At 55.6% G+C, this 24493-nt stretch carries 21 protein-coding genes; 11 read left to right on the forward strand and 10 right to left on the reverse strand.

The genetic code is table 11. The features are described from left to right. The first annotated feature begins 3 nt into the window (after positions 1–3). The 7 genes from fabG to ACZ5FM_RS04090 all read left to right on the forward strand — a co-directional run bounded on the left by fabG (position 4) and on the right by ACZ5FM_RS04090 (position 6978). Positions 4–741: a 3-oxoacyl-[acyl-carrier-protein] reductase gene (gene fabG, locus ACZ5FM_RS04060; RefSeq protein WP_250982954.1), complete on the forward strand. Its 738-nt coding sequence runs from the start codon at positions 4–6 to the stop codon at positions 739–741. A gap of 331 nt (positions 742–1072) precedes the next feature. Then, complete coding sequence (locus ACZ5FM_RS04065; protein ID WP_027507378.1) at positions 1073–1309, forward strand: acyl carrier protein; 237 nt, start codon at positions 1073–1075, stop codon at positions 1307–1309. 107 nt (positions 1310–1416) lie between these two features. Beyond that, complete coding sequence (fabF, locus tag ACZ5FM_RS04070; RefSeq protein WP_259145431.1) at positions 1417–2679, forward strand: beta-ketoacyl-ACP synthase II; 1263 nt, start codon at positions 1417–1419, stop codon at positions 2677–2679. A gap of 239 nt (positions 2680–2918) precedes the next feature. Beyond that, positions 2919–4133 (forward strand): endolytic transglycosylase MltG, encoded by a 1215-nt coding sequence (gene mltG, locus ACZ5FM_RS04075; RefSeq protein WP_259145421.1) that lies wholly within the window; start codon positions 2919–2921, stop codon positions 4131–4133. Between the two features lie 122 nt (positions 4134–4255). Continuing rightward, entirely contained in the window at positions 4256–5143 is an 888-nt protein-coding gene (locus tag ACZ5FM_RS04080; RefSeq protein ID WP_464039794.1) for a YicC/YloC family endoribonuclease, read from the forward strand. A gap of 4 nt (positions 5144–5147) precedes the next feature. Further along, the gene (gene gmk, locus ACZ5FM_RS04085; RefSeq protein WP_259145417.1) at positions 5148–5810 is read left to right on the forward strand and encodes a guanylate kinase; all 663 of its coding nucleotides are present in this window, start codon (positions 5148–5150) and stop codon (positions 5808–5810) included. Between the two features lie 112 nt (positions 5811–5922). Further along, complete coding sequence (locus ACZ5FM_RS04090; RefSeq protein WP_464039795.1) at positions 5923–6978, forward strand: 2,3-butanediol dehydrogenase; 1056 nt, start codon at positions 5923–5925, stop codon at positions 6976–6978. Positions 6979–7094: 116 nt separating this feature from the next. Here the strand turns inward: ACZ5FM_RS04090 and rsmA are convergent, their stop codons facing one another. The 6 genes from rsmA to lptF all read right to left on the reverse strand — a co-directional run bounded on the left by rsmA (position 7095) and on the right by lptF (position 14716). After that, entirely contained in the window at positions 7095–7925 is an 831-nt protein-coding gene (gene rsmA, locus ACZ5FM_RS04095) for a 16S rRNA (adenine(1518)-N(6)/adenine(1519)-N(6))-dimethyltransferase RsmA (RefSeq protein ID WP_259145415.1), read from the reverse strand. Further along, positions 7925–8950 (reverse strand): 4-hydroxythreonine-4-phosphate dehydrogenase PdxA, encoded by a 1026-nt coding sequence (pdxA, locus tag ACZ5FM_RS04100; RefSeq protein WP_464039796.1) that lies wholly within the window; start codon positions 8948–8950, stop codon positions 7925–7927. Before pdxA ends, rsmA begins: the two co-directional genes overlap by 1 nt. 15 nt (positions 8951–8965) lie before the next feature. After that, positions 8966–9916 (reverse strand): SurA N-terminal domain-containing protein, encoded by a 951-nt coding sequence (locus tag ACZ5FM_RS04105; RefSeq protein ID WP_192487444.1) that lies wholly within the window; start codon positions 9914–9916, stop codon positions 8966–8968. 233 nt (positions 9917–10149) lie between these two features. Next, a complete protein-coding gene (locus tag ACZ5FM_RS04110; protein WP_250982947.1) occupies positions 10150–12462 on the reverse strand; it encodes an LPS-assembly protein LptD in 2313 nt (770 codons plus the stop codon). Then, positions 12462–13550, reverse strand: coding sequence for an LPS export ABC transporter permease LptG (gene lptG, locus ACZ5FM_RS04115; RefSeq protein ID WP_192487446.1), 1089 nt, complete (start codon positions 13548–13550; stop codon positions 12462–12464). Before lptG ends, ACZ5FM_RS04110 begins: the two co-directional genes overlap by 1 nt. Then, positions 13547–14716: an LPS export ABC transporter permease LptF gene (lptF, locus tag ACZ5FM_RS04120; RefSeq protein ID WP_192487447.1), complete on the reverse strand. Its 1170-nt coding sequence runs from the start codon at positions 14714–14716 to the stop codon at positions 13547–13549. Before lptF ends, lptG begins: the two co-directional genes overlap by 4 nt. Before the next feature lie 366 nt (positions 14717–15082). Here lptF and ACZ5FM_RS04125 point away from each other — a divergent pair, with 366 nt between their 5' ends. The 3 genes from ACZ5FM_RS04125 to ACZ5FM_RS04135 all read left to right on the forward strand — a co-directional run bounded on the left by ACZ5FM_RS04125 (position 15083) and on the right by ACZ5FM_RS04135 (position 18365). After that, the gene (locus ACZ5FM_RS04125) at positions 15083–16573 is read left to right on the forward strand and encodes a leucyl aminopeptidase (RefSeq protein ID WP_464039797.1); all 1491 of its coding nucleotides are present in this window, start codon (positions 15083–15085) and stop codon (positions 16571–16573) included. 89 nt (positions 16574–16662) lie between these two features. Then, positions 16663–17112: a DNA polymerase III subunit chi gene (locus ACZ5FM_RS04130; protein ID WP_192487449.1), complete on the forward strand. Its 450-nt coding sequence runs from the start codon at positions 16663–16665 to the stop codon at positions 17110–17112. A 221-nt stretch (positions 17113–17333) separates the two neighbouring features. Next, positions 17334–18365: a sensor domain-containing diguanylate cyclase gene (locus tag ACZ5FM_RS04135; protein ID WP_464039798.1), complete on the forward strand. Its 1032-nt coding sequence runs from the start codon at positions 17334–17336 to the stop codon at positions 18363–18365. 56 nt (positions 18366–18421) lie between these two features. On the opposite strand, the gene ACZ5FM_RS04140 is transcribed toward ACZ5FM_RS04135, so the two are convergent. The 4 genes from ACZ5FM_RS04140 to ACZ5FM_RS04155 all read right to left on the reverse strand — a co-directional run bounded on the left by ACZ5FM_RS04140 (position 18422) and on the right by ACZ5FM_RS04155 (position 23495). Continuing rightward, positions 18422–19348, reverse strand: coding sequence for a Gfo/Idh/MocA family protein (locus ACZ5FM_RS04140; RefSeq protein WP_250982942.1), 927 nt, complete (start codon positions 19346–19348; stop codon positions 18422–18424). A gap of 145 nt (positions 19349–19493) precedes the next feature. After that, positions 19494–20339 carry a polysaccharide deacetylase family protein gene (locus ACZ5FM_RS04145; RefSeq protein WP_464039799.1) on the reverse strand — a complete coding sequence of 282 codons (846 nt, stop codon included), beginning with the start codon at positions 20337–20339 and terminating at the stop codon, positions 19494–19496. Positions 20340–20443: 104 nt separating this feature from the next. Continuing rightward, the gene (locus tag ACZ5FM_RS04150) at positions 20444–22327 is read right to left on the reverse strand and encodes an ABC-F family ATP-binding cassette domain-containing protein (protein WP_250982940.1); all 1884 of its coding nucleotides are present in this window, start codon (positions 22325–22327) and stop codon (positions 20444–20446) included. 82 nt (positions 22328–22409) lie between these two features. Beyond that, positions 22410–23495 (reverse strand): GGDEF domain-containing protein, encoded by a 1086-nt coding sequence (locus tag ACZ5FM_RS04155; RefSeq protein ID WP_464039800.1) that lies wholly within the window; start codon positions 23493–23495, stop codon positions 22410–22412. Between the two features lie 230 nt (positions 23496–23725). On the opposite strand from ACZ5FM_RS04155, the gene ACZ5FM_RS04160 reads away from it, so the two are divergent. After that, positions 23726–24415, forward strand: coding sequence for a glutathione S-transferase family protein (locus tag ACZ5FM_RS04160; RefSeq protein WP_250982938.1), 690 nt, complete (start codon positions 23726–23728; stop codon positions 24413–24415). The last annotated feature ends 78 nt before the right edge of the window (positions 24416–24493 follow it).

Genomic DNA, 24493 nt, shown 5'->3' on the forward strand with positions numbered 1-24493 from the left:
AACATGTTTGATCTGACTGGCCGCAAAGCACTCGTTACCGGCGCAACCGGCGGCATCGGCGAAGAAATTGCCCGTATGCTGCATGCGCAGGGCGCAACGGTTGGCCTGCACGGCACCCGCGTCGAAAAGCTTGAAGCGCTGGCTGCTGAACTTGGCGACCGCGTGAAGATTTTCCCGGCTAACCTTTCCGACCGCGACGAAGTCAAGGCGCTGGGCGAAAAGGCTGAAGCTGAGCTGGGTGGCGTCGACATTCTGGTCAACAATGCCGGCATCACCAAGGACGGCCTGTTCGTGCGCATGAGCGACGAGGACTGGGACAATGTTCTCGAAGTGAACCTGACGGCCATGTTCCGCCTGACGCGCGAACTGACCCATCCGATGATGCGTCGCCGTTTTGGCCGTATCATCAACATCACCTCGATTGTTGGCGTGACCGGCAACCCGGGCCAGGCAAACTATTGTGCTTCCAAGGCCGGTATGATCGGCTTTTCGAAGTCGCTGGCGCAGGAAATTGCAACCCGCAACGTCACCGTCAACTGTGTTGCTCCAGGCTTCATCGAATCGGCCATGACCGGCAAGTTGAACGAAAAGCAGAAAGAAGCCATCATGGGTGCTATTCCCATGAAGCGCATGGGCACTGGCGCCGAAGTCGCGTCTGCTGTTCTGTACCTTGCTTCGAATGAGGCTGCGTACATGACTGGACAGACGTTGCACGTCAACGGCGGCATGGCGATGATCTAAAGCTTTGTTTCTTCGCATGTTGTTTGCAAATGTCTTTGTGCGACATGCGTTATGCCCACAGGCATTGTCAGGCTCAAATAGTCTGTAGAGTGCAGTGTGCGGCGCGATTTTCAGTCTTTTCGCCCGAATGAAACCGTGTTAATCGGGCGAAGACTGTGAACAGTTGTCCCGTCAGGAACAGGCGATGGTTGCTCTTTTTTGTGACTATGGCTAGCCTTAGGCGGGGTGAAAGGGTTTGCCCTCGGTGCTGGATTTGAACAGCGCATGCGGGTGTTAACAGGGCAGGGTGTCGCAAGGCAGCCCTTCAAGGATAAAGGTCGAGGAAACCGACATGAGCGATATCGCAGAACGCGTAAAGAAAATTGTAATTGATCATCTTGGCGTTGACGCCGAAAAGGTTGTTGAAGGCGCAAGCTTCATCGACGATCTGGGCGCTGACTCGCTCGACACGGTCGAACTGGTTATGGCCTTCGAAGAAGAATTCGGCGTTGAAATCCCGGACGACGCTGCTGACTCCATCCTGACGGTTGGCGACGCTGTAAAGTTCATCGAAAAGGCTCAGGCCTAATCGATCAGAATGAGGGAGGGTGAGAGCCTTCCCGCCTTGGCCCGGCTAAGTTCCGGGCCAAAGTTTTATCATGGACATGTGAATTCTATATAGGTGGAGCGTTGGCGATGAGGCGTGTCGTTATCACCGGTACCGGCATGGTATCTCCTCTTGGATGCGGAACTGAAGTAACGTGGGAACGGCTGTTGGCCGGCCAAAACGGTGCCCGTCTCGTAACTGAATTCGAAGTCGAAGATCTTCCGGCAAAAATTGCCTGCCGCATTCCTGTTGGAGATGGCTCCAACGGAACGTTCAATCCAGATGACTGGATGGAACCGAAAGAGCAGCGCAAGGTCGATCCTTTCATTATTTACGGCATGGCAGCCGCCGATATGGCGCTGAGCGATGCTGGCTGGCATCCGGAAACTGACGAAGACCAGATCATGACTGGTGTTTTGATCGGTTCTGGCATTGGTGGCCTCGATGGTATTGTTGAAGCGGGCTATACACTGCGCGACAAGGGGCCGCGGCGTGTTTCGCCATTCTTCATTCCAGGCCGTCTCATCAATCTTGTTTCCGGGCAGGTCTCCATTCGCCACAAGCTGCGCGGACCGAACCACTCCGTTGTAACGGCGTGCTCCACCGGCGCGCATGCCATTGGCGACGCTGCCCGTCTAATCGCGCTTGGCGACGCGGATGTAATGGTGGCCGGTGGTGCTGAATCACCTGTTTGCCGCATTTCGCTGGCCGGTTTTGCAGCCTGCAAAGCCTTGTCCACGCAGCATAATGACGACCCGCAAAAGGCGTCTCGCCCCTATGATCGTGACCGCGATGGTTTCGTGATGGGTGAGGGTGCCGGTATCGTTGTTCTGGAAGAACTGGAACATGCCAAGGCACGTGGCGCAAAGATTTACGCCGAAGTGGTTGGCTACGGACTGTCCGGTGATGCTTTCCACATCACCGCGCCATCAGAAGACGGTGACGGTGCATATCGCTGCATGTCCATGGCACTGAAGCGTGCTGGCCTGACGGCTGCCGATATCGATTACATCAATGCCCATGGCACATCGACCATGGCTGACACCATTGAACTGGGTGCGGTTGAGCGCCTGGTTGGTGATGCGGCGTCGAAAATCTCCATGTCGTCCACCAAGTCAGCCACCGGCCACTTGCTGGGTGCGGCCGGTGCAATCGAGGCGATTTTTGCAACGCTGGCAATCCGCGATAATATCGTGCCGCCAACGCTGAACCTCGACAATCCCGATGTCGAGACGAAAATTGATCTCGTGCCACACAAGGCGCGCAAGCGTGACGTGAACGTTGCCCTTTCGAACTCCTTCGGGTTTGGTGGCACCAACGCCTCGCTGGTGCTGCGTCGTTACGAAGACTAATCAAATCTTTCGTGACTTGCCGTTTGTAGCGGAATCAATCAAAAAGCGATGAACATCGCGGGCCGGAAACCAGATGCTTTCCGGCCCGTTGTTTATTCCCATGGCATGTTATTGCAGTTTTTACGCGTAACGACCTCGAAACATGGGCAAATTTGTGCAGACTGCCTGCCGAACCTGTTTTTGCCGCATTGGATGGTCACATAGGCCATTTTGGAATGCAGAACTGAAAAGGACCGCCGGTGAGCGATACGAACCAGAACAATCAGTCGCCTTACGGACGTGATGCCTCAGGCGAAAACAAGACTGGCCCGATCATTCCCAAATCGCCGACCGAAGCTTTGCGCCCGGAAAAGGTTCCAGCCCCACCAAAGCGTTCGCGCAAGGCACACGGACAGTTCATCGTTTTCCTGAACTTCCTGATGAGCCTGGCGGTTATCGGCTGTATCGTCGCTGTTGGCGGTTTCTATTACATGATCAACACGTTCCAGTCGCCGGGCCCCTTGGCCACCAACACGCACTTCATCGTGCGCAATGGCGCAAGCCTGTTTGACATCGCCAACAATCTTGAGCGCAGCGGCATTATCGATAACAGCCGCGTGTTCCGTTACATGACCGATAGTATGGGCAAGGGCCAGCGCCTGAAGGCCGGTGAATACGAGATCAAGGCCAATGCCTCGATGAAGGAAATCATGACCCTTCTCGAATCCGGCAAGTCCATTCTCTATTCCGTGTCGCTGCCAGAAGGCCTGACCAGCAAGCAGATGTTTGATCGCCTGTTGAATGATCCGGTTCTGGAGGGTGATCTGCCTGCAGAAATTCCTGCTGAAGGAAGCCTGCGGCCCGACACATACCGTTTCTCGCGCGGCACCAAGCGTCAGGAAATCGTGTCGCAGATGCAGGCGGCCCAGAAGGGGTTGATTGAACAGGTATGGGCCAAGCGGGATGCCGATCTGCCGATCAAGACAGTTGAAGAATTCGTCACGATGGCCTCCATCGTCGAGAAGGAAACCGGCAAGGATGACGAGCGCGCCCATGTCGCCTCGGTATTCATGAACCGCCTACAGAAGGGCATGCGCATCCAGTCTGATCCGACCATCATTTATGGTCTGTTCGGCGGTGACGGCAAGCCGGCTGATCGTCCGATCTACCAGTCGGATCTGAAGAAGGAAACGCCTTACAATACCTATATCATTCGCGGCCTGCCGCCGGGCCCAATTGCCAACCCTGGCAAGGCCGCACTGGAAGCCGTTGCCAACCCGTGGCGCACCGAAGACCTGTATTTTGTGGCCGACGGCACGGGTGGTCACGTGTTTGCCAAGACCCTGGATGAGCACAATGCCAATGTGCGCCGCTGGCGCAAGATTGAGGCGGAACGTGCTGCCGCCGGTGGCACCCCGGAAACCGCCGTTGACGGTCAACCGGGTGGCGCTGAGGCGGAAAAGCCTGCCAACTGATCGTTTGTTACGGGCGCCTGCATGAAAACTGCAGGTGCCTTTCCTTTTGAGTACGCCAAACAAGAGATAGGGCATTTCCGGTGAGCTCCATTCGCCTGAAATGCCTTAGCCATGAGGGCAAGATGACATTGCAATCCATGACCGGTTTTTCCCGCAGCGAAGGCACCAGTGGTCGCCACCGCTGGGTCTGGGAGCTTCGTTCCGTAAACGGCAAGGGGCTGGATATGCGTCTGCGTCTACCGCCCGGCATGGAGGTTCTAGAAGTCGAGGTAAGACGGCTTGCGGGGGAAAGCCTGGTGCGTGGCAACATACAGGCTTCACTGTCCGTGTCCGTGACCGATAATCGCCTTGAGGCCGTCGTCAACCGCGAAACGCTGGATGCGGTGATGACGTTGAAAAAGGAGCTTGGCGGCATCATTGCTGATGGGCCGATGAGCTTTGATACGCTGCTGTCGATCCGCGGGCTTGTCGACTTCCGCGAGGCAGAAGACGACGAGGACACGCGTACCAAACGCGAGCAGGAATTGCTGGCCGGTTTTGGTGATGCTCTGGCGAAACTGAAGGAAATGCGCGAGCGCGAAGGTGCGGCTCTGTTTACAGTCCTGAGCGGTCACATTGACCGTATCGCTGAGCTGGCAGCCATCGTGGAACACGATCCTTCCCGACAGCCGGAGAAGATTGCCGCGCGGCTTTCCGCGCAACTGGCACAGCTTGGCGACGGGGTGCACGGGCTGGACCGCGACCGTCTGCACGCCGAGGCAGCCCTGCTGGCCACCAAGGCGGATCTGCGCGAAGAAATCGATCGTCTCGGCGCCCATGTGGTTGCCTCACGCGAATTGTTGAAAAAAGGCGGCCCTGTAGGTCGCAAGCTCGATTTTATTGCACAGGAATTTAACCGGGAATCGAATACCATCTGTTCCAAATCGAACGCCGTTGCCGTAACGGAAGCGGGTATCGAATTGAAAGTGGTTATCGACCAGTTCCGTGAACAGGTTCAGAATCTGGAGTAGACATATGGCACCGGTGAGCAACTCTCCCGATAAGATCGCCCGCAGAGGGCTTATGCTGGTGATCTCGTCTCCTTCGGGGGCAGGCAAGTCGACGATTGCCCATCATCTTCTGGAAGATGATCCAACGCTTGGCATCTCCATCAGCGTGACGACGCGGGCCAAGCGTCCAAGCGAGATCGCCGGCAAGCACTATCACTTTGTGACCATCCCGCAGTTTGAGCGCATGCGCGAATCCGACCAGTTGCTGGAATGGGCCGAGGTTCACGGCAATTTTTACGGCACGCCACGCGAACCTGTCGAAACGGCAATGGCCGAGGGCCGCGACATGCTGTTCGATATCGACTGGCAGGGCGCCGAGCAGTTGCAGGACAAGATGTCGGCCGATGTCGTGTCGATTTTCATCCTGCCGCCAACCATGACGGAATTGCAGTCGCGTCTTCATCGCCGCGCCGAAGACACCGAAGAGGTCATCCGCACCCGCTTGTTGAATTCCCGCTCTGAAATCGAACACTGGCGCGACTACAACTATGTCATCGTCAATGATGACCTCGACAATGCCTTCCGTTCGGTCAAAAGCATTGTCTATGCAGAACGCCTGCGCCGCGACCGTCGCCACGGCATGTTCGAATTCGTCACGAAGCTGCTGGAAGAAGAACCTAAGCTGTGAAGGTGTCGCAGGAAGGCGACACATTTGCTCACCTTTCTGATCCAGATCACTTCAGTATGATTTTTGCGATGTATTCTCCTGGCTGTGAAATCACAGCATACAGGAGAATACCATGAAAGCTGCGCGCTGGCACAAAGCCAGAGATATTCGCATTGAAGACGTGCCTACACCTGTGCCCGGTCCGGGCCAGGTCAAGATCAAGGTCAAATGGACCGGGATTTGCGGTAGCGACCTTCATGAATATGTCGCAGGCCCGATTTTCGTGCCGGTTGATAAACCCCACGCCGTCAGCCACGAGGTCGCCCCCATTGTGATGGGCCATGAATTCTCTGGCGAAGTCGCTGAAGTCGGCGAAGGTGTCACCAAGGTCAAGCCAGGCGACCGCGTGGTCGTTGAACCAATCCTGTCCTGCGGCAAGTGCCCCGCTTGCCAGCACGGCAAATACAATCTTTGCGAAGACCTCGGCTTCCACGGCCTTTCTGGCGGTGGTGGCGGTTTTTCGGCCTACACGGTCGTTGGTGAACGCTGGACACACAAGATGCCCGATGGCCTGTCCTTCGAGCAGGGCGCGCTTGTAGAGCCCGCTGCGGTGGCATTGCATGCCGTCCGTCTCTCCAGCCTCAAAGCAGGCGGTACAGCCGCCGTGTTCGGTGCAGGCCCTATCGGTCTTCTGGTCATCGAGGCACTGCGCGTTGCCGGTGCAACATCGATCTATGTTGTCGAACTGTCCGAGCAGCGTGGCGCCAAGGCCAAGGAGCTTGGAGCAACGGCAGTGATCGATCCGTCCAAGGAAAATGCAGCAGTCCGTATCAAGGAACTGTCCGGTGGCGGTGTCGACGTGGCGTTTGAAGTGACAGGCGTTCCGGCCGTGCTGCAGCAATGCATTGATGCCACCCGTTATGAAGGTGAAACGGTCATAGTTTCGATCTGGGAAAAGGAAGCCAGCTTCCAGCCTAATACGGTTGTTCTGAAAGAGAAGACCCTGAAGGGCATCATCGCTTACCGCGATATTTTCCCCGCAGTCATGGACCTGATGGTGCAGGGATACTTCTCGGCCGAGCGTCTGGTCACCAAGCGCATTGCACTGGATGATATCGTTGCCGAGGGTTTTGAAACGCTGGTGAAGGAAAAGACCCAGATCAAGATTCTGGTTGAGGCACCAGCCTGATATCACGCAATCTTCAGGTTTAGCTTTTTTTCCGGACCTACCGAAGTTCAAGCCTGCGGCATGGTTTCTTGCCGCAGGTGACCATCCCATGGCAGGGAGCAGGTGACAGGCATTGATTAGAGGGCGTTGGCGATCGCCACGAATTCTTCAACCGATAGCGTTTCTGCACGGCGCGTGGCGTCGATACCAACTTTTGCGAGCAGTGTTTCACCACCCAGCGGCTTCAGGCTCTGACGGAGCATCTTCCGGCGCTGACCGAAGGCAGCTTCTGTTACTTTTTCAAGCTTGGCCGCGTCACATGGCAAAGGGTTGGTCTTGGGCAGAAGATGCACCACGGTCGAGTTGACCTTCGGTGGTGGTGAGAAGGCCTGTGGCGGCACGTCAAATGCCATTTCCGACACCGTTCTCCATCCGGTCAGGACACCGAGACGGCCGTAATGATTGTCACCTTCTTCGGCGACAATACGCTGGCCGACTTCCTTCTGGAACATCAGCGTCATCGACAGCCAGTAGGGCGGCCACACAGGTGGCAGCAGCCAGTTGAGCAGCAGTTGCGTTCCCACATTGTAGGGAAGGTTTGCAATGATGCGCACCGGCTCACCCGCTGGTACCAGCGAGGCGAAATCGGTCTTCAGTGCATCACCTTCGATCACTTCAAGACGACCGGGATAATGGTCTGAAATTTCCTCGAGAACCGGCAGGCAGCGCGCGTCGCGCTCCACTGCGATTACCTTCTTGGCACCAAGCGACAGGATGGCGCGGGTCAGGCCTCCGGGGCCGGGACCAACCTCAAACACCGTGACGCCTTCGAGAGGGCCAGCGGTGCGGGCAATCTTCTGGGTCAGGTTGAGGTCGAACAGGAAGTTCTGTCCCAGCGCCTTGCGCGCATCAAGGCCATGTCGCTGTATGACGTCACGCAGTGGCGGAAGTTCGTCAATGCCCGCCATTATACCGTTGCCGCCTTCTGGCGTTCCACAAGTTCGGAAGCGAGGTTTAGCGCAGCAACAAGGCTGCTTTCGCTTGCCATGCCCTGACCGGCAATACCGAAGGCTGTGCCATGGTCCGGCGAGGTGCGAATGAATGGCAGGCCCAGCGTGACATTGACCGAATCGTCGAAACCTAGCGCCTTCGCAGGAATAAGCGCCTGGTCGTGATACATGCAGACCGCAACGTCATAACGTTTGCGCGCGGAATCATGGAACATGGTGTCGGCGGGCAGGGGGCCAATGGCCTCGATACCTTCATCACGCAGCTGCATGGTGGCCGGATGCACGATGTCGCGATCCTCGTGGCCAATTGCACCATCTTCGCCCGCATGCGGGTTAAGACCGGCAACAGCAAGCCGTGGCGACGCAATGCCAAACTTTTCTTTCATGTCCTTGGCGACAACCCGGCAGGTGTCGACAATCAACTGCTGCGTCAACTGTGTAGCAATGTCCTTGACAGGAATATGGATGGTGACAGGCACGACCTTGAGCTTCGGTCCGGCAATCATCATCACGGGGAAAACCTGCTTGCCAGCAATCTGCAACGAAAGGTCCGCCAGAAATTCCGTATGACCCGGGAAACCGAAACCAGCCTTGTAGAGGATCGACTTTGCAACCGGGTTTGTCACGATCGCAGCCGCCCGTCCCTCAAGGCACAGCTTGACGGCGGTCTCAATGCATTTGATCGTCGCAAGAGCGGATGCTTCGTGCGGCTCACCGGCCTGCACGGCAAAACCTGCGGGAATATCGAGAACCGGAATGGCCTTGTCGAAAACGCTTGCCGCATCTTCTGGTGTCGCATCCTGCACGGCGACACTGACGCCGATCACCGCTGCCCTGCTTTCCAGCACGGAGCGGTCACCGACATATATGAATGGCTTTATGCCGTTCTGCGAACGGTTTTTCCATGCTGCAATTGCAATATCAGGACCAATCCCGGCGGGGTCGCCCTGCGTCAGGGCAAGCAGAAGTTCAAGAGCAGCCACGTATATTCCTCAGACTCAGTTATTGACGATCTGAGCCTTTTTCCGCAACTCATCAAGATATTTCTTTTCGTTGGGATTGTCGCCATTCTGCTCTTTGGTCAGGTCTTCGGCACGGAAAACGACTTCCGCGGCGAAGTCATCCGACACCTGGCGTTGTTTGCAGATCGCGAGGTATTCGACGCCTTTTTCCGTGACGCGGGTAGCGGTGGTGCCGCCTTCCTTGGTCTTTTCAATCAGCGGCTTCCAATCCGGCGGCAACTCAGGCGCCAGAATGCGACCGAGATCGCGAATGGAGACATCCATCATCGTGGCTGCAAAGGTCTTGGCCTGTTCGCAACCCGGGTATTTGGAACGGGATGCTTCGGCTTCCGACTTGCGCTTGCCGGTAATCGACTGACGTTTTGCCTCAGGTACGACGAAGATGATCTGCTGCAGGAAATATTCCGTGGTAACCGGCTTTTCCTTGCGCTCCATCATGCGTGTGACCAGGTCCTGGTTGGACATGCGGCCAGAGCTGCCATAACGGGCATTGACCAGACGAGGCCAGCTCATCTGCACGGCGATAAATGCCTTGAAGTGTTCAGCGGTTACGCCAGACTGCGACAGGATCTGCGTCAGCTGGGTCGGGTTCATCTTGTTGCTGGCAGCAAACCGGGCAAAGGAAGCATCCACGGCTTCCGTGCTGACCGACATGCGCATGCGCGCGATTTCTTCGCGCTTCAATGCCTCGTCGATCATCTGCTCTCGCGCCAGCTTATTAAGGTCACCCTTCTGGCGCTGCAGCTTAAGGAAGGCGACACGTTTGGCAATGTCGCTGCTGGTAATTGGGTTCTTATTGACAACCACAGCCACAGAGCTTGCGGCAGCATTTGCATCAAATGAATGAGGTGCAAGGAACAGGGGCAGGGCCAAGAGAGCCGTTCCGAGTGCCACAGTACGTAATGTGGCCTTGCCGAAATTCATCATGTCCTTCTCCTTATCCCCGAAGCGGATGATCTTCGCCCCTGAATATCACGATTTATGCTGCCTGTTATTGTAAGGCGCCCGTATATATCACCGCTTATGCTGAAACAGCAACGGTTGCAAAGCGTTATTCCTGCCCGCAGGATTTGGCAAAAGCGTGGCGTTGCCGTGCTCGCATTCAATAATCGAGCAAAAACCGGCATCGACAGGGCGATACCGGTTTAAAAATGTTGTCATCAGTCGGTCGAGCCGATGTTGATGTCGCCCAGCGTACGGAAACTGAGGCGTGCGCCGATCGACCAGTCATTCGCGGCCTGGCGCTGCGAATTGATTGTGCCGACGTCGGTATAGGCAACGGTCAGGATCGTGCATTCGTCCTGATAGGTGATGCCTATCTTGCGCTCACTGGAGAACTTGTTGTTCAGATCGTAGTTGATCGAACCGAACAGCGACCAGTTGTCGTTGACCTTCACGCTACCTGCTGCCTGAACAATGTCACGGTCAAACACGTAGCCATAGTCAGGCTGCGCCTTGACCTGCGTGTAGCTGACCTTGGCGCTGAAACGACGGTCAGTGTAACCGACGCCGGTTTCAGAACGCTCGATCTCCAGATCATCCTTGTCGAAGCGAAGGCTAGTCGACAGAGTGAGGCCGATTGGGGCGTCGATCGCAGCCATCGCCACATAGTCGGAGCGATCTGTTTCGAGGCCGGAATTGGCACCTACGTTAAGCAGGTCCGGGCTTGCAAACGAGTTTTCGCCAGCGAGAAGGAACGACTGTCCAGCCACGGCGCGGATGCCATAACCATTATCAAACGTACCGTTGTAGCGAATGCCGAGGTTGGCACGGGTGCCGCCTTCGATGCGGTCGAATCCGCTGAACTTGTCGCGTTCGAACAGGTTGGTCGCGTCAAACACGAATGCCTGAGCATCTTCGTTCGGCAGGCCGCCACCATATTGTTCATTTGGACGAACAAACAGCTGCGCAATCGGCTCGATGACGTGGCTGCTGCTCGTACCCGAGATCAGCACAGGATAACGAACTTCAAGGCCACCGGTGACCATTCCGCGCAGCGTCGCATCAGAACGGAAATCGCCGTCATAGGTCGAAGGTGCTGTCATGTCGTTCCAGCTTGCATCACCGCGTGCGGCGAGAAGTGGAGTGACCTGCAGGCCGCTGTCGAAGGTAAATGTCCGCTTCCACTCAGTTTCGGTGGTGAAGCGCGAATACGTACCTTCAAGTCCGTTACGGCGCTGGCTGCCGTCGAGTGTGTAGATGTCCTGCTCAAGTCGTGTCAGGCTGGTGAAGTTTGTCGTAACCGACAATTCGCCGCCGTAAACATCATCAGGGGCATACCATTTGTAATCAAGCGACGGATGAATGATCGCCTGCTTGCGCTCTTCTGTCTCAGCCTCGTCGCGGTCCTGAACGTTGAAATAGTAGCCATTCAGATCGAACGAGTTACGCTTACCTTCCCCGGTCAGGTAGATGCGGTTGGTCTGGGTAGAACCGCTATATCCAGACAGTTCGTAGGTACGCGAGAAGTTGTTGTCGGTCTGGACCATCACGTCCCAGCCGAATGACCAGCGCGGATTGATTTTGAAATCGCCCTTGGACGCGATCATGCCGCGGGTGTCATTTTCCGCGTCACTGGTGCCCAGCGTAAAGGCATCAGAATTTTTCTGGTTGATGCCAGCCATGTTAACGGTGTGACTGCCATTTTCGAATCGCTGGCGGATTTCTGCCTGAAGCAGGAGGCCCTGGTTCGTATAGTAATACGGCGTAATCGTCGCATCGGCAGTATCGGACAGAACCTGGAAATACGGAACGCCAATACCAAAGCCAAGATTGTCCGTCACGCTCATGCGCGGGAACAAAAAGCCGGACTTACGCTTTACCGTATTATCAGGAACGACCATGAAGGGGAGGTAGGCAATCGGTTTGCCGAACAGTTCAAAACGGGCTTTTTCCAGACGCACGGTGTGCGTCTTGCCGTCCTGAACCACGCGTTCTGCCTTGACCTGCCACAGCGGTGCCTTGTCAGGGCGCTGGGCGCACGGAAGACAGGCTGTGTAGACACCATTGTTCAAGACGGTGGTGTTTTCGTCGATACGCTCCGCGCTTTCGCCGGCAATACGGGTATTGTCGGTTGTCTCAACACGCAGTGAATTCAGGAAGCCTTGCGAGAAGTCATCCGTGACATCAAGTTCATCGGCGTAGATCTTGTTACCGTCAGGTTCGATCAGCTCGATGTTGCCACGTGCAATAACGCGGCCAGTTTTCTGGTCGTATTCAACTTGCTGGGCCACCATGCGGTAACCCGTATAATGCATACGTACGCCACCCGTCGCGATAACGCGCTCGGAGTCACGATTATAGGTCAGTTGATTTGCTGTAAGCAGGAGTTTCGAATCATCTGTGTTTTCCGTTGTGACAATGCCGTCTTGGGCAAAGGCCACCGGAGCAGATGATATGTACGCGCACACAGCGGCACCCGTCAGAAGGGCCGCCCATAGCCGTCTGATATTCCCGCGGTCATATACCGCCACTAGCCGTCCTCCTGATGAAGCAGCACTGTTGCCCCTAACGCGACCGCCACGATGACTGGTACCCAGACCGCGACGAAAGGCGGGATCACGCCACTACTTCCGAATGCCCTTACGAGCACGGTTATTACATAAAGCACGAAGCCGGAAACTATTCCACCCAGAATCACTGAGCGGGATTGAGCGAACCGGCTGAATTTTAACGATACTGTCGCTGCAATCAAGGTCATGGCGACCAGCAGTAACGGCATCGAAAGCATGAAATGATATTGTGTCTCGAGTGCCTTTGACGACAGACCGAACGAACGTGCAATCTCGATTTTTCGGGAAATATCAAAGAAAGCAACGGTTTCCGGCTGCGACATACGCTCTTGCACGAACTCCTGTCTCAAATTGGTGCTGATTTTTGCGCTTTGAAGGAAGCTCGGAATTTGTCCTGGCTGTGTCTGATACACATCAGTAAGATTCCAGTAACCATCCTCCAACTTTGCTGTGCGTGCGTCCTGCCGCATGGTGATGTTGCCGTCCGTATCAAAATGGATCAGCACGGCATCATTGAGCAGGGTGCCACCGTCCTCGAAGCTCTTCGAGCCGATGATTGTGTCCTGTCCGGCGCTGGTTTGACGCAGCCACGGGATCATGTCTGACTGGTGTACGCTGCCCCCGCTGTTGCGCCATCCGGCTTCCATCGTCAGGGACTGACGTTGGCCCCAGGCTGCAAGCGGGTTGACGATGGTCATCGTGGCAACACCCATCAGGGCAGCGCCGATGATGAACGGCATCATGAACTGCCAGACGGAAATACCGGCGGCCCGGGTAACAACCAGCTCATAACGCCGGTTCAGCGAAATCAGCGTCGTCATACCAACAAACAGCGCGATGAACGGAATGGTCTGTTGCAAGATCAATGGCAGACGCAGTGCTGTCAGACCGAGCGCCGCAGGCACCGAGTATCCCGGCAGGCCGGAAAGGCGTCTTGCCGTTTCACTGAAATCGGCAAGGAAAATAATGCCGGAAACGCCAAGCAGAAACCACACCATTGTGATGAGGTAACGGCTAAGGAAATAGCGCGACAGCGTGTTGAAGATCATGCGCTGGCACCTCCCTTGTCAGAGGTAAAGCGCTTGACGACAGAGCGGCGCAGCTTACCCAGACCGTCGGCGAGGGCAGAAGGCAGGCGCAACTTGCGGCCGGTCGCCAACAGGTACATGGCAATAGCGCCACTCAGCACCGGAATGGCGTAAACGAATGGAATGAAGGCCGCATTCTGTTTCACCTGATTGGTGAAATAGAAGCCGAGCCAACGCAGCATGAAGGCGGTGATCAGCGCTGCGACCATCGGATGCATGCGGGCTTCACGGTGTGAACGCGCGTCGGCTGCAATGACAAGCGAGATCAGCGCAAAGACGACTGGGAACATCCAGTCGGAAAGTCTGCGGTGCAGTTCGGAACGGAAGTTTCCAGGCGATTTCTTGTAGGAATCAGACTCGACATCGGGAGAAAGAAGGAATGCCAGACTGCTGTCGCTTGCGGCAAATGTCTGCTCGGTCTTGCTGCTTTCCGACATGGTCGACAGGTCGAAGGCGTAGGACATGAACTTGACGATCGATACTTTGCCGTCGGGCGTCTTCTGCTGCACTTCACCGTCACGCATGGTGAGCGAGGTGCCACCGGCGTCGATAGCGCCTTCCTTGGCGTAGTAGATCAGGTCGAAATTCGGGTCGCGCCGGTCGGCAACGAACAGGCCACGCAAAACACGGCCCTGTCGTGCATCGATCTGCACATAAAGACCGTCCTGAATGGTGCGGAAGGTCTTTTCCTCGATGACCGAAGACAGAAGGTCGGCGTAAGCGGTTGCCACCATCTGTCGCGCCGTGCTGCGGGCAGGCGGCTCGATGAAATTGGTGACCACGAAAGAAAATGCGCCGAGCACAACCGCGAGAATAAGAACCGGCCGAAACAAGATGCTGCGCGGCGAACCGGCGGCGTCGATGATGGCCAGCTCGGAATCATTGTTCATCGCAGTCATGGTCTGCGTGATGCCAATCACCAGCGCAAACGGCAAAACAACCGGAATAAGTGTCGGCAGAAGCATGGTTGCCAGCGTGGCAAACGAACCCATGGACTGGCCAGTGTCCGTCACGAGGTTGATCCGCTGAAGAACCTGTATCGTCCAGATAATTGCCAGGACCGGAAGCAATGCGGCCAGAAACATCTGGCTGGTGCGTTGCATTATGTATTTTTCAAGTAGCGTCATTCCGGTCCCTGAAGACGTTTTGGCTTCATTCCCTTAAGGGAAGTTCGGCTTATCTAATCGCATCGAACGGCGTTGGCGACTCCATGCCAGTCACAAATCCGTTTTATAAAACCTTTTTTTACGGACACTGTGTCTTTTCGTCCGCCGCTTATGGCGCGTTTTTGCTTGCCGCAAGCTTATGTGGATAATTCATATAGGTTGAGCGCAATGAAACATCAAAATGACCGTTTCGAGATGGATTGAACACTTGCGCTGGTCAATTAAAAGACGATGATCGGCCACCCGGTTTGATCTTCTGGTTGCGCCACCCATATGGTGCCTGAACACAAACCGGTCCTTAAACGATTATGTACGAGCAGGAAAATCATGTCCGCCAAGTTCAATATCTCTTTCGCCAAATCTGCTGCCCTTGAAGATGCCGTTGCCGTATTGCTGCAAGCGGCAGGGGAAGATGCGCCCGCCGGTGCCCAGCAGGCTGATCCCGGTGGTGTGATCCCGAAGGCGGCGAAGATTGCAGGCTTTTCGGCCAAGTCGATGAGCGTGCTCGATGTGATCGCGCCGCATAATTCCGATGCTGATCGCATTGTGGTGTTGGGTCTCGGCAAGGCTGGAAAGCTGACCACCCATGACTGGCTGCGTGCTGGCGGTGTCGCTGCCGCCAACTTCAAGAAGGCCAGCAAGGTCGTGATCTATGCCGATGCACCAGGCGTGGATGTGGATGGTGAAGCTGCAAGCGGCATCGCGCTTGGCCTGTTGCTGCGCGCCTATTCATTTGACGCTTACAAGACCAAGAAGAAGTCCGACGATGAAAAGACACCGAAGACGGTTGAAATCACCATTGTAACGACAGCGCATGACGCTGCCGAAAAGGCGTTTAAGACGGCGCAGGCCGTTGCCGATGGCGTCAATCTCGCCCGCGAACTGGTCAACCTCCCACCAAACGTGCTTGGCCCAGAAGAATTCGCCGACAAGGCTGTTGAACTGCAGAAGCTCGGCGTCGAAGTCGAAATCCTGGGCGAAAAGGAAATGAAGAAGCTCGGCATGGGCGCACTGCTCGGCGTGGCTCAAGGTTCGGTTCGCCCCCCACGTCTCGCAGTCATGCAGTGGAAGGGTGGCTCGAAGAAGGATGAGCCGATTGCCTTCGTCGGCAAGGGCGTGGTGTTCGATACCGGTGGTATCTCGCTGAAGCCAGGTGCTGGCATGGAAGACATGAAGGGCGACATGGGTGGCGCTGCGGCCGTGACCGGCCTTATGCATGTGCTGGCGGCTCGCAAGGCCAAGGTCAATGTGGTTGGCGTCATCGGTCTGGTTGAAAACATGCCTGACGGCAATGCCCAGCGTCCGGGTGACATCGTCACCTCGATGTCCGGTCAGACAATCGAAATCATCAATACCGATGCCGAAGGTCGCCTCGTGCTGGCCGACGCGCTGTGGTACACCAATGACCGCTTCAAGCCAAAATTCATGATCAACCTTGCCACTCTAACCGGTGCCGTTACGGTTGCACTCGGCAATCTGCAGGCTGGCCTGTTCTCCAATGATGATGAACTGTCGGCCCGTTTGAGCACTGCCGGTGATGTAACCGAAGAAAAACTGTGGCGTCTGCCACTCGGCAAGGACTATGACAAGATCATTGATTCCAAATTTGCCGACATGAAGAACAGTGCAGGACGTCTGGCCGGTTCGATCACTGCTGCCCAGTTCCTGAAGCGTTTTGTTGGTGACACGCCTTGGGCGCATCTCGACATTGCCGGCACCGCAATGGGTTCGCCACTAACCGAGATCAACCAGTCCTGGGGTTCCGGCTACGGTGTGCGTCTGCTCAACGAGCTGGTTCGCGCCCACTACGAAGATTGATCATCATCGTACCGCCCAAGGGCAATACCCCTAGGGCGGTATGTTATACAGCGATTTGAAGCATAACGAATAAAGGCATGGGCATTCCGATGACGGAAGTTCTTTTCTACCATCTGACGGAATCGAAGCTGGAGGATGCCCTGCCGCCTTTGCTTGAAAAAAGCCTGGAGCGCGGATGGAAAGTTGTGGTCCAGACCGCAGCTGATGATCGGCGCGATGTACTCGACACGCATCTGTGGACATTTCGCGATGACAGTTTTCTGCCGCATGCCACCGAAGCGTCGGATGAGGCTGCAAACCAGCCGGTTCTGCTGACGTCATCTCCCGACAACATCAATCAGGCCAGCGTGCGGTTTATCGTTGATGGTGCCGAACCACCGTCGATTGATTCCTATGAACGTATCGTCTTCATGTTCGACGGGTATGATGCAACCCAGCTTGAGGGCGCACGCGCGCAGTGGAAAAAACTGAAAGGCGAGGGGCATAACCTCACCTACTGGCAGCAATCGCCAGAAGGCCGCTGGCAGAAAAAAGCCTAACGCTTGCGCCATATCTGCCTGACAAGGGCAGTTTCATCGGCAGCGGTACGGTGCCGACCCAACATATCAATGGAAATAATTACGGGTTGTTTCTCGGGTGGAACGAGACCCTAGTCTGCTGATAAATCTTTGTTTAATTTTGTAGTCACGGCTAATGTTTGCTGGTCGTGAGCCTTGCTAAAGGACGTCATCTCCTCAAGCAGGGCGTGAGAGGAGACACGATGGGTCTGAACGTGCCAGCGCCGGACAACGAAGCTGAACGATTGCTCGCCGTACGGTCGATAATGCCGTTTGGTGTTGAACCTACTCCAGAACTGTCCGCCCTGACGGAACTTGCACAAAACGTGTTTTCCACCCTGCGCGCCGCCATTCACATCGTCGATGAAGACTGGATGCATATTGCCTATCAGGCCGGTATGCAGCTTTCTGCCTGCTCGCGCGATATCTCGATCTGCTCCAGGGTTATATCGACACAAAAGGCAGTTATTATTCCCGATCTTGCTCTGCATCCTGATTTGAAAGTGATGCCCTATGTGCAGGGCGGACCTCGTCTGCGCTTTTACGCCGGCGTGCCGATTGAGCTTGATACCGGTCTGGTGGTTGGCGCCTTCTGTATCGTTGATACATATCCGCGTGACCTGTCGCCCAATGAAATTGAAAGTCTGCACCGTTTCGCGGTGCTGGCGGCGGCGCTGCTGCGTTTGCAACGCGCCAACTTCACCATGAGCCTTGCCGAACAGGATTTGAAAACGGCTGCCATGACCGATCCGTTGACAGGGTTCTTTAACCGCAAGGCGCTTGACCACCTCGTGACCCTGCAGCTCAATGCCGCACTGCGGGACGACCAGTTTTTTGGTGCGCTCTACCTCGATATGGATGGCTTCAAGTCGATCAATGACACGCTCGGCCACAGCGCTGGTGACACGGTGTTGCAGGAAGCTGCCATGCGTATACGCGAGACGGTTCGCGCCGAGGATGTGGTGATCCGTGTTGGTGGCGACGAGTTTGCAATTTTTATTCCAAGGCCGGTTGGTTCGGAGAAGCTGGGCGAACTTGCAGATCGGTTGCTGGTGGCATTCCGCGAACCCTTCGATGCAGATGGAGAACATCTCGTCCATGCCCGATTGAGCATTGGCGGCGCCATTGCACCAGAGGCGGGACGTGATCTGGGAACCCTGCTGCGCACCGTCGACAAGGCGCTGTATCAGGCCAAGGCCGAAGGCCGCGATCGTTTCGTCTGCCGCACCAACTGATCAAACTCAGTCGGGGTCTTCCGCGCCACGACAGATCGCGGCGCGGAAAACACATATCAATCGTAGAAGGAATCCACGAACTTGTGACGTCCGAGCAGGAATGCATCGGCAACATGGGTCAGTGGCGCCAGATCGACATCCGACTGCTTCGCCTTGATGATCTCGGCAAAACGTTCGTAAAGCGCCGGATATTCCCGTTCCGGTTCGGCAAACTTCAACTCGCCGTTGATCGACAATTTCGCGCCGCCTTCAGACAACACCATCTGGCCAGCGTCGGTTTCGGCAACAATGTCCCAGCTCTGCTTGCCGGTCTGGCGCCAGTCAAACTCGGCGTGCACATCAAGGCCGGTCACGTCGGCAAAATGGATGTCAGCGGCAATTGGCGCATCACGGTTTTCCGGAAACTCGAGCGTAGCCTTGGTGATGAATAGGGCGCGCGGCAGGATATGGGTGATGATCGACAGGGCATTGATGCCGGGGTCAAACACACCTAGGCCGCCAGCCTGCCAGATCCAAGCCTGATTGGGGTGCCAGTGGCGCACGTCTTCTTTCCAGATTACATGAACGCTGTTGAGCTTGGTGGAGGCGAGGAAGGACTTGGCAGCCTCTACAGCGGGGGCGTAACGCGAGTGCCAGCTTGCAAACAGTGAAAGACCCTTGGAATCGGCAATGCGCACGAGATCCTGCACTTCCGACAGGGTGGCGCCCGGTGGCTTTTCAAGGAAGACATGTTTGCCAGCCATCAAGGCCTTGTGTGCGGCTTCGTAACGGTACTGCGGCGGCATGCACAGCGATACGGCCTCAAGCTCAGGCACGGCTTCCAGCAATGCGTCGATTGTGCCGTAGGAGGGAATGCCTTCAACAGTGCCGTGACGGCTTGCTGTCGCGATCAGATTGAAATCCGGGTTGCTGGCAATAGCCGGGAGATGCTGGTCCCGGACGATTTTACCGACGCCAACGATGGCGAGCTTTGTACTTGGCATGATTGCTATAATCCGTCTGACTGTTCACGCTATAAATATTATTTTACAAGGTTGTAGCAGAAAGATGAAGGTGAGCAAGATGGCCTGAGCCAATCCATGTGCAAGTTTTGGATTGGCCGTAATTTGCCGGTAAAATAACGGGTTTTCAGATGATTCCTGCCATCAGCATCGGTTTTGCGTCTGGCTTCTTGTAGCGCAAATGTACGACTTTATAGCCTTCGGCCTTCAGCCGTGTCAGCAACGCTGGCAGCATGCTGGCGGTGCGCTTGTGAATGTCATGCATCAGGATAATGCCGCTGCCACGGTGGCGCAATGCGTCCATTGTACGCGAAGCGACAATGGCTGGTGAATCCTTGAAGTAGTCCTTCGAATCGACCTGTACGTCCATGATGACCATGCCACGGCTGTCGAGCGCATGGCGCAGACGTCCGGTGTCGGCCAGATAAGGAAAACGGAAGAAGGCAGCGTCCGTGTCGGTTGCTGTTGCAACAGCATTGGCGCCGCGAGAGATTTCCGACATTGCCTGGTCGAACGACAGGCTGCGCAGATTGGGGTGGCGAAAGGTGTGGCTGCCGATACTGTGACCGTCGGCGACAACCTTCTTGGCAATGTCAGGATGGCTTTTGGCCATTTCGCCAACCATCAGGAAAGTGGCTTTCACGCCAAACTCGTCCAGCGTCGCCAGAATGCTTTCCGTTTTGCCAGGCACCGGGCCGTCGTCGAAACTCAATACCACTTCCTTATTGGCAAGGCTGATATCCGAGAAGGATGAAACGACGATATCGCGTCCGGCCAGGCCAAATGGGCTTCCGGGACGCATCCACGCAACAGGCGACATCGCAACTGGGTCATTGGCATGAACAGGCCCATGGACTGGCATGGTCGCGGCAAAAGAGGTCTTCAGCGAGGCGCCATTAAGATTGGGTTTTCCGGCGCAACCGGACAGGCAGACAGAAACAAGTGCGGCGGCGGAAATGGCGCGTAACAGCATGAAGATTCTCGAAAAAAGAGCAGGCTTAAGTGCCTGCGACTTTCTCCGATTATGGTTAATGACTGGTTACTTCACTGCGCGCTTTTTAACGGTCGCGTAAGATTTTAACCGGCCATTGCCTCTTCATATTCGCTGGAAAGCAGCAGCCATTGCTCTTCCGCATCGGAAAGCTTGGCGGCGGCCTCGCCACGTTCCTTCACCTTCTGCGCAGCTTTGGCTGGCGCCTTTTCGTAAAGGGCAGGGTCTGCGAGTTCCGCATCGAGAGACTGAATCAGCTTCTCAAGTTTTGCTGTCAGCGATTCGATTTCATTGATCTTTTTCTTCAGTGGCGCCAGCGTGGCACGCTTTTCAGCATTCGCCTTGCGCTGGTCCGCCTTTGAAGCCGCATCTACTGCGACTTCAACTTTTTCTTCTTTTTTTTTACCCGAGGAAACGATGAGGTCACGGTATTCATCCATGTCGCCTTCAAAGGTCGTCACGGTGCCGTTGTTTACCAGCCACAACCGGTCAACGGTTGCCTCGATCAGGTGGCGATCGTGCGAGATCAGGATGACTGCACCATCATAGTCGTTCAGTGCCTCAATCAAGGCGCGGCGGCTGTCGATATCCAGATGGTTGGTCGGTTCGTCGAGGATCAGCAGGTTTGGCGCGTGGAACGCGGCCAAGCCCATCAGCAGGCGGGCTTTTTCACCACCGGACAGATCCTTGGCAGCCGTTGCCATCTTTTCCGTGGCCAGACCCATCTGGGCAACGCGGGCGCGCACCTTGGCTTCCGGTGCCTGCGGCATCAGCTTGCGCACATGTTCCACCGGCGTTTCATCCGGGATGAGATCATCCAGCTGGTGCTGCGCGAAAAAGCCGATCTTGAGGGACGGCGCCAGTCGCAGGTCACCGCTTTCAGGAGCCAGCTTGCCAGAGATAAACTTGGCAAATGTCGATTTGCCGTTACCGTTGGAACCCAGAAGCGCAATACGGTCGTCATTGTCGATGCGCAGGTTCAATCCCTTGAGGATGGGGTTGCCCGGCGTATAACCAACGGCGCCGCCATTGATCGCAACGATGGGCGAGGCGGGTTGCTTTTCCGGTTCCGGGAAAGTGATCGGCTGTACGTGATCTTCGATCACGGACGCGACGGTCCCCATGCGCTCCAGAGCCTTGACGCGGCTCTGAGCCTGTTTTGCCTTGGAGGCCTTGGCCTTGAAACGGTCGATAAAGCTCTGCAGGTGTTTGCGCGCGGCATCATTCTTTGCCTTGGCCTTCATCTGCAGTTCGTCGTTTTCGGCCTTCTGGCGCTCAAACTGGTCGTAACCGCCGCGATAGAAGGTCAGCTTTTTTTGGTCCAGATGCACAATGGCATTGACCGCATTGTTCAACAGGTCACGGTCGTGGCTGATGATGATAACCGTGTAGGGATAACGACGGATATAATCTTCCAGCCACAGCGTACCTTCAAGGTCGAGATAGTTGGTCGGTTCGTCGAGCAGCAACAGGTCCGGTTGCGCAAACAGCACGGATGCTAGCGCCACACGCATGCGCCAGCCGCCGGAAAATGACGATGCCGGGCGAAGCTGTGCTTCCTGGTTGAAGCCGAGACCGGCCAGAATGCTGGAGGCGCGCGCCTCCGCCGAATGGGCGTCGATATCGACAAGCCGCATCTGGATTTCCGCAATGCGATGCGGATCCGTTGCGGTTTCAGATTCCAGCAGCAGTGAAGCACGTTCCTTGTCGGCCGCCAGAACAATCTCGATCAGACTGTCCTCGGTGCCAGGCGCTTCCTGGGCCACCTGGCCAATACGTGCGTTTTTAGGAATGGTGACGGCGCCGCTTTCAGCGCCCATATCGCCGGTAATCACCCGAAACAGGGTGGATTTTCCAGCACCATTGCGTCCCACCAGACCGGCTTTGGTGCCGGACGGCAGTGTCACGCTGGCGTGGTCAAGAAGAAGGCGTCCGGCAATGCGGGCTGAAAGGTCGCTAATCGTAATCATGGCGCCGTTTTGGCTGAACTCTTGGCTTAAGGCAAGAGCGTGAAAGCCACAGTTTACGTCAGGAATTTGAGGGCTTTTGAATTCAGGCGCCGATTTGCAGCAGATAGCTGTTGCGCGAACGTTTGGCGACGTCCCGCGAATAGGGAACCACACAGTTGCCTTCACGGCTGCGCGCCGCCAGCAACGAAATTTCGGCATTGCCATAAAACTCGGCGGCTGAGGTCAGTCCATCGACAACAGCGACACCGATCGACACGGTCAGTTTGTCGTCTTGTCCGGTCTTGTTGATAAAACGCAGCGATTCAACGGTGCGACGCAGACGCTCCGCGATGTTTTCGGCTGCATTAAGCGGAACTTCCGAAAACAGGAAGGCGAACTCGTTGCCAGCTGTGCGGGCGACAAAATCCTGCTTCTTGATCGATTTGCGGAACAGGGCTGCCAGACGTCGCAGGGCACGGTTGCCGGCTGTTGCGCCATAACGCTCGTTCACCTGACGGAAATTGTCGATATTGACCAGCAACATGGCAAAGTGGGTCTGCGGTTGCTTGTCAATGAACAGGGCTGAGAGTTTTTCAGCAAAGGCGATGCGATTGGGCAGCATCGTCAAGTGGTCGCGCAAGGAAATATGGCGAGCCTTTTCAATGCTGGCCTCACACTCCTGCATGGTTTCCAGACCTTTGGTCACGAAATGCAGCAGGCTGGATTGTTCCTCATGAAGCGAGGTGGCAAAATGCAACAGCTCTTCCTGCGTGCCGATATGGTCTGCATCAAGGCCAGAGGAAGCGAGAAGCGTGGTGGAGCGGTGCAGCGCAACAGTCAGACGCTGCGAAATCTGTTCAATGGTACGGCTGATCTCGGACGCAGCTTTGCCGGCGGTAATGCCGCAATGCCCTGGCAAATTGTATTTCAGGCCAATCTCGTCAAGGTCGTGCTGCTGCGGTGCATTGCCAAGCGCGAGTATGTCGCGTCCCATTTCAGGGTTGTGGCCGGACAAGACTTCATAAAACAATTCATAGTTGCGAGGGATCGGAGCAACATGCATCTTCGCCATGAACTGGATGATCTTGGAAGCAACGAGGTTATTTCTGGCAACACTCTTTGTCGCCTTTTTAGCCAGTTCTGCGCCCATATCCGTCTTGGTCCCCTTGTCGAACGAAATGATGCCCAAGCAATTACGTATATTTGCGATTACTTGTATTTTTGATGGTTATTGCAGCAATTCCATTGTCTTATGACAAACTCTCCTTAAAATTGAATAAAGGCCTCACTACAGAATTCTGTATTTAGGGAACGATGCTTCGTTATTGTTATTATTGATAGGCGCTATGATAATTGCTGATTTGATCATGGTCAGAAGATGAGATTTGATAGGGCGAATAGCAGCCAGGAGAACACTGAATGTCGAGAACGCTTTATTCCCTTTGTGGCAAGGATACGGCCCGGCCTTTTTCACCACATTGCTGGAAAACAGTTCTCTCACTGGGGCATAAAGGGCTGGATTTTGAAGAAAGACCACTGCCTTTTAGCGCCATTCCCGATGTAGAGGGCGGCTTTTCAAAAACCGTTCCTATCTTGCGTGACGGCGACTATCTGGTGAATGACAGTTTCCAGATTGCTCTCTATCTCGATGAAGCCTACCCGGAACGGCCCTCGCTGTTTAATGGCGAAGGCGGCAAGGCCATGGCACGGATGATCGAGAGCTGGTCGCAAACCACATTGCACCCGGCAATTGTTCGCATTGCGGTTGTGGATATCCATGACATGCTGGAACAGAAGGATCAGGTCTATTTCCGCGAAAGCCGGACACGGGCTCTCGGCAAATCGTTGGAAGAAGCCAGTGCGGAGCGGGATGCAGAAATTGCGGCCTTCCCGCAGAAACTGGAACCGTTGCGCCGCACCTTGGGCTATCAGCCCTTTATCGGTGGCGACGGCCCGCTGTTTGCCGACTACATCGTGTTTGGTGCCTTGCAATGGGCACGGATTGTTTCCGGCGTCGATCTTTTTGGCGCTGATGACCCGGTGCGAGAGTGGTTCGAGCGTTGCCTTGATCTCTATGGTGCGAGGGGTCGGAGTGTGACACCCGCATGAAACTTGGGCGATCCCCCTTGTTTTCGGGCCTTTGGGCGGGTAAACACCGCCCACTTTCTTTAAAGGACAAGGAAACGG

This window comes from Agrobacterium sp. 5Ca50, from assembly GCF_055381905.1.

Coding starts and splice junctions, on each gene's coding strand:
- fabG (WP_250982954.1), top strand. CDS start 4: ATGTTTGATCTGACTGGCCGCAAAGCACTCGTTACCGGCGCAACCGGC.
- ACZ5FM_RS04080 (WP_464039794.1), top strand. CDS start 4,256: ATGACATTGCAATCCATGACCGGTTTTTCCCGCAGCGAAGGCACCAGT.
- ACZ5FM_RS04135 (WP_464039798.1), top strand. CDS start 17,334: ATGGGTCTGAACGTGCCAGCGCCGGACAACGAAGCTGAACGATTGCTC.
- ACZ5FM_RS04145 (WP_464039799.1), bottom strand. CDS start 20,339: ATGCTGTTACGCGCCATTTCCGCCGCCGCACTTGTTTCTGTCTGCCTG.
- fabF (WP_259145431.1), top strand. CDS start 1,417: ATGAGGCGTGTCGTTATCACCGGTACCGGCATGGTATCTCCTCTTGGA.
- gmk (WP_259145417.1), top strand. CDS start 5,148: ATGGCACCGGTGAGCAACTCTCCCGATAAGATCGCCCGCAGAGGGCTT.
- ACZ5FM_RS04065 (WP_027507378.1), top strand. CDS start 1,073: ATGAGCGATATCGCAGAACGCGTAAAGAAAATTGTAATTGATCATCTT.
- ACZ5FM_RS04090 (WP_464039795.1), top strand. CDS start 5,923: ATGAAAGCTGCGCGCTGGCACAAAGCCAGAGATATTCGCATTGAAGAC.
- rsmA (WP_259145415.1), bottom strand. CDS start 7,925: ATGGCGGGCATTGACGAACTTCCGCCACTGCGTGACGTCATACAGCGA.
- ACZ5FM_RS04150 (WP_250982940.1), bottom strand. CDS start 22,327: ATGATTACGATTAGCGACCTTTCAGCCCGCATTGCCGGACGCCTTCTT.
- lptF (WP_192487447.1), bottom strand. CDS start 14,716: ATGACGCTACTTGAAAAATACATAATGCAACGCACCAGCCAGATGTTT.
- ACZ5FM_RS04130 (WP_192487449.1), top strand. CDS start 16,663: ATGACGGAAGTTCTTTTCTACCATCTGACGGAATCGAAGCTGGAGGAT.
- lptG (WP_192487446.1), bottom strand. CDS start 13,550: ATGATCTTCAACACGCTGTCGCGCTATTTCCTTAGCCGTTACCTCATC.
- ACZ5FM_RS04160 (WP_250982938.1), top strand. CDS start 23,726: ATGTCGAGAACGCTTTATTCCCTTTGTGGCAAGGATACGGCCCGGCCT.
- ACZ5FM_RS04125 (WP_464039797.1), top strand. CDS start 15,083: ATGTCCGCCAAGTTCAATATCTCTTTCGCCAAATCTGCTGCCCTTGAA.
- ACZ5FM_RS04105 (WP_192487444.1), bottom strand. CDS start 9,916: ATGATGAATTTCGGCAAGGCCACATTACGTACTGTGGCACTCGGAACG.
- ACZ5FM_RS04140 (WP_250982942.1), bottom strand. CDS start 19,348: ATGCCAAGTACAAAGCTCGCCATCGTTGGCGTCGGTAAAATCGTCCGG.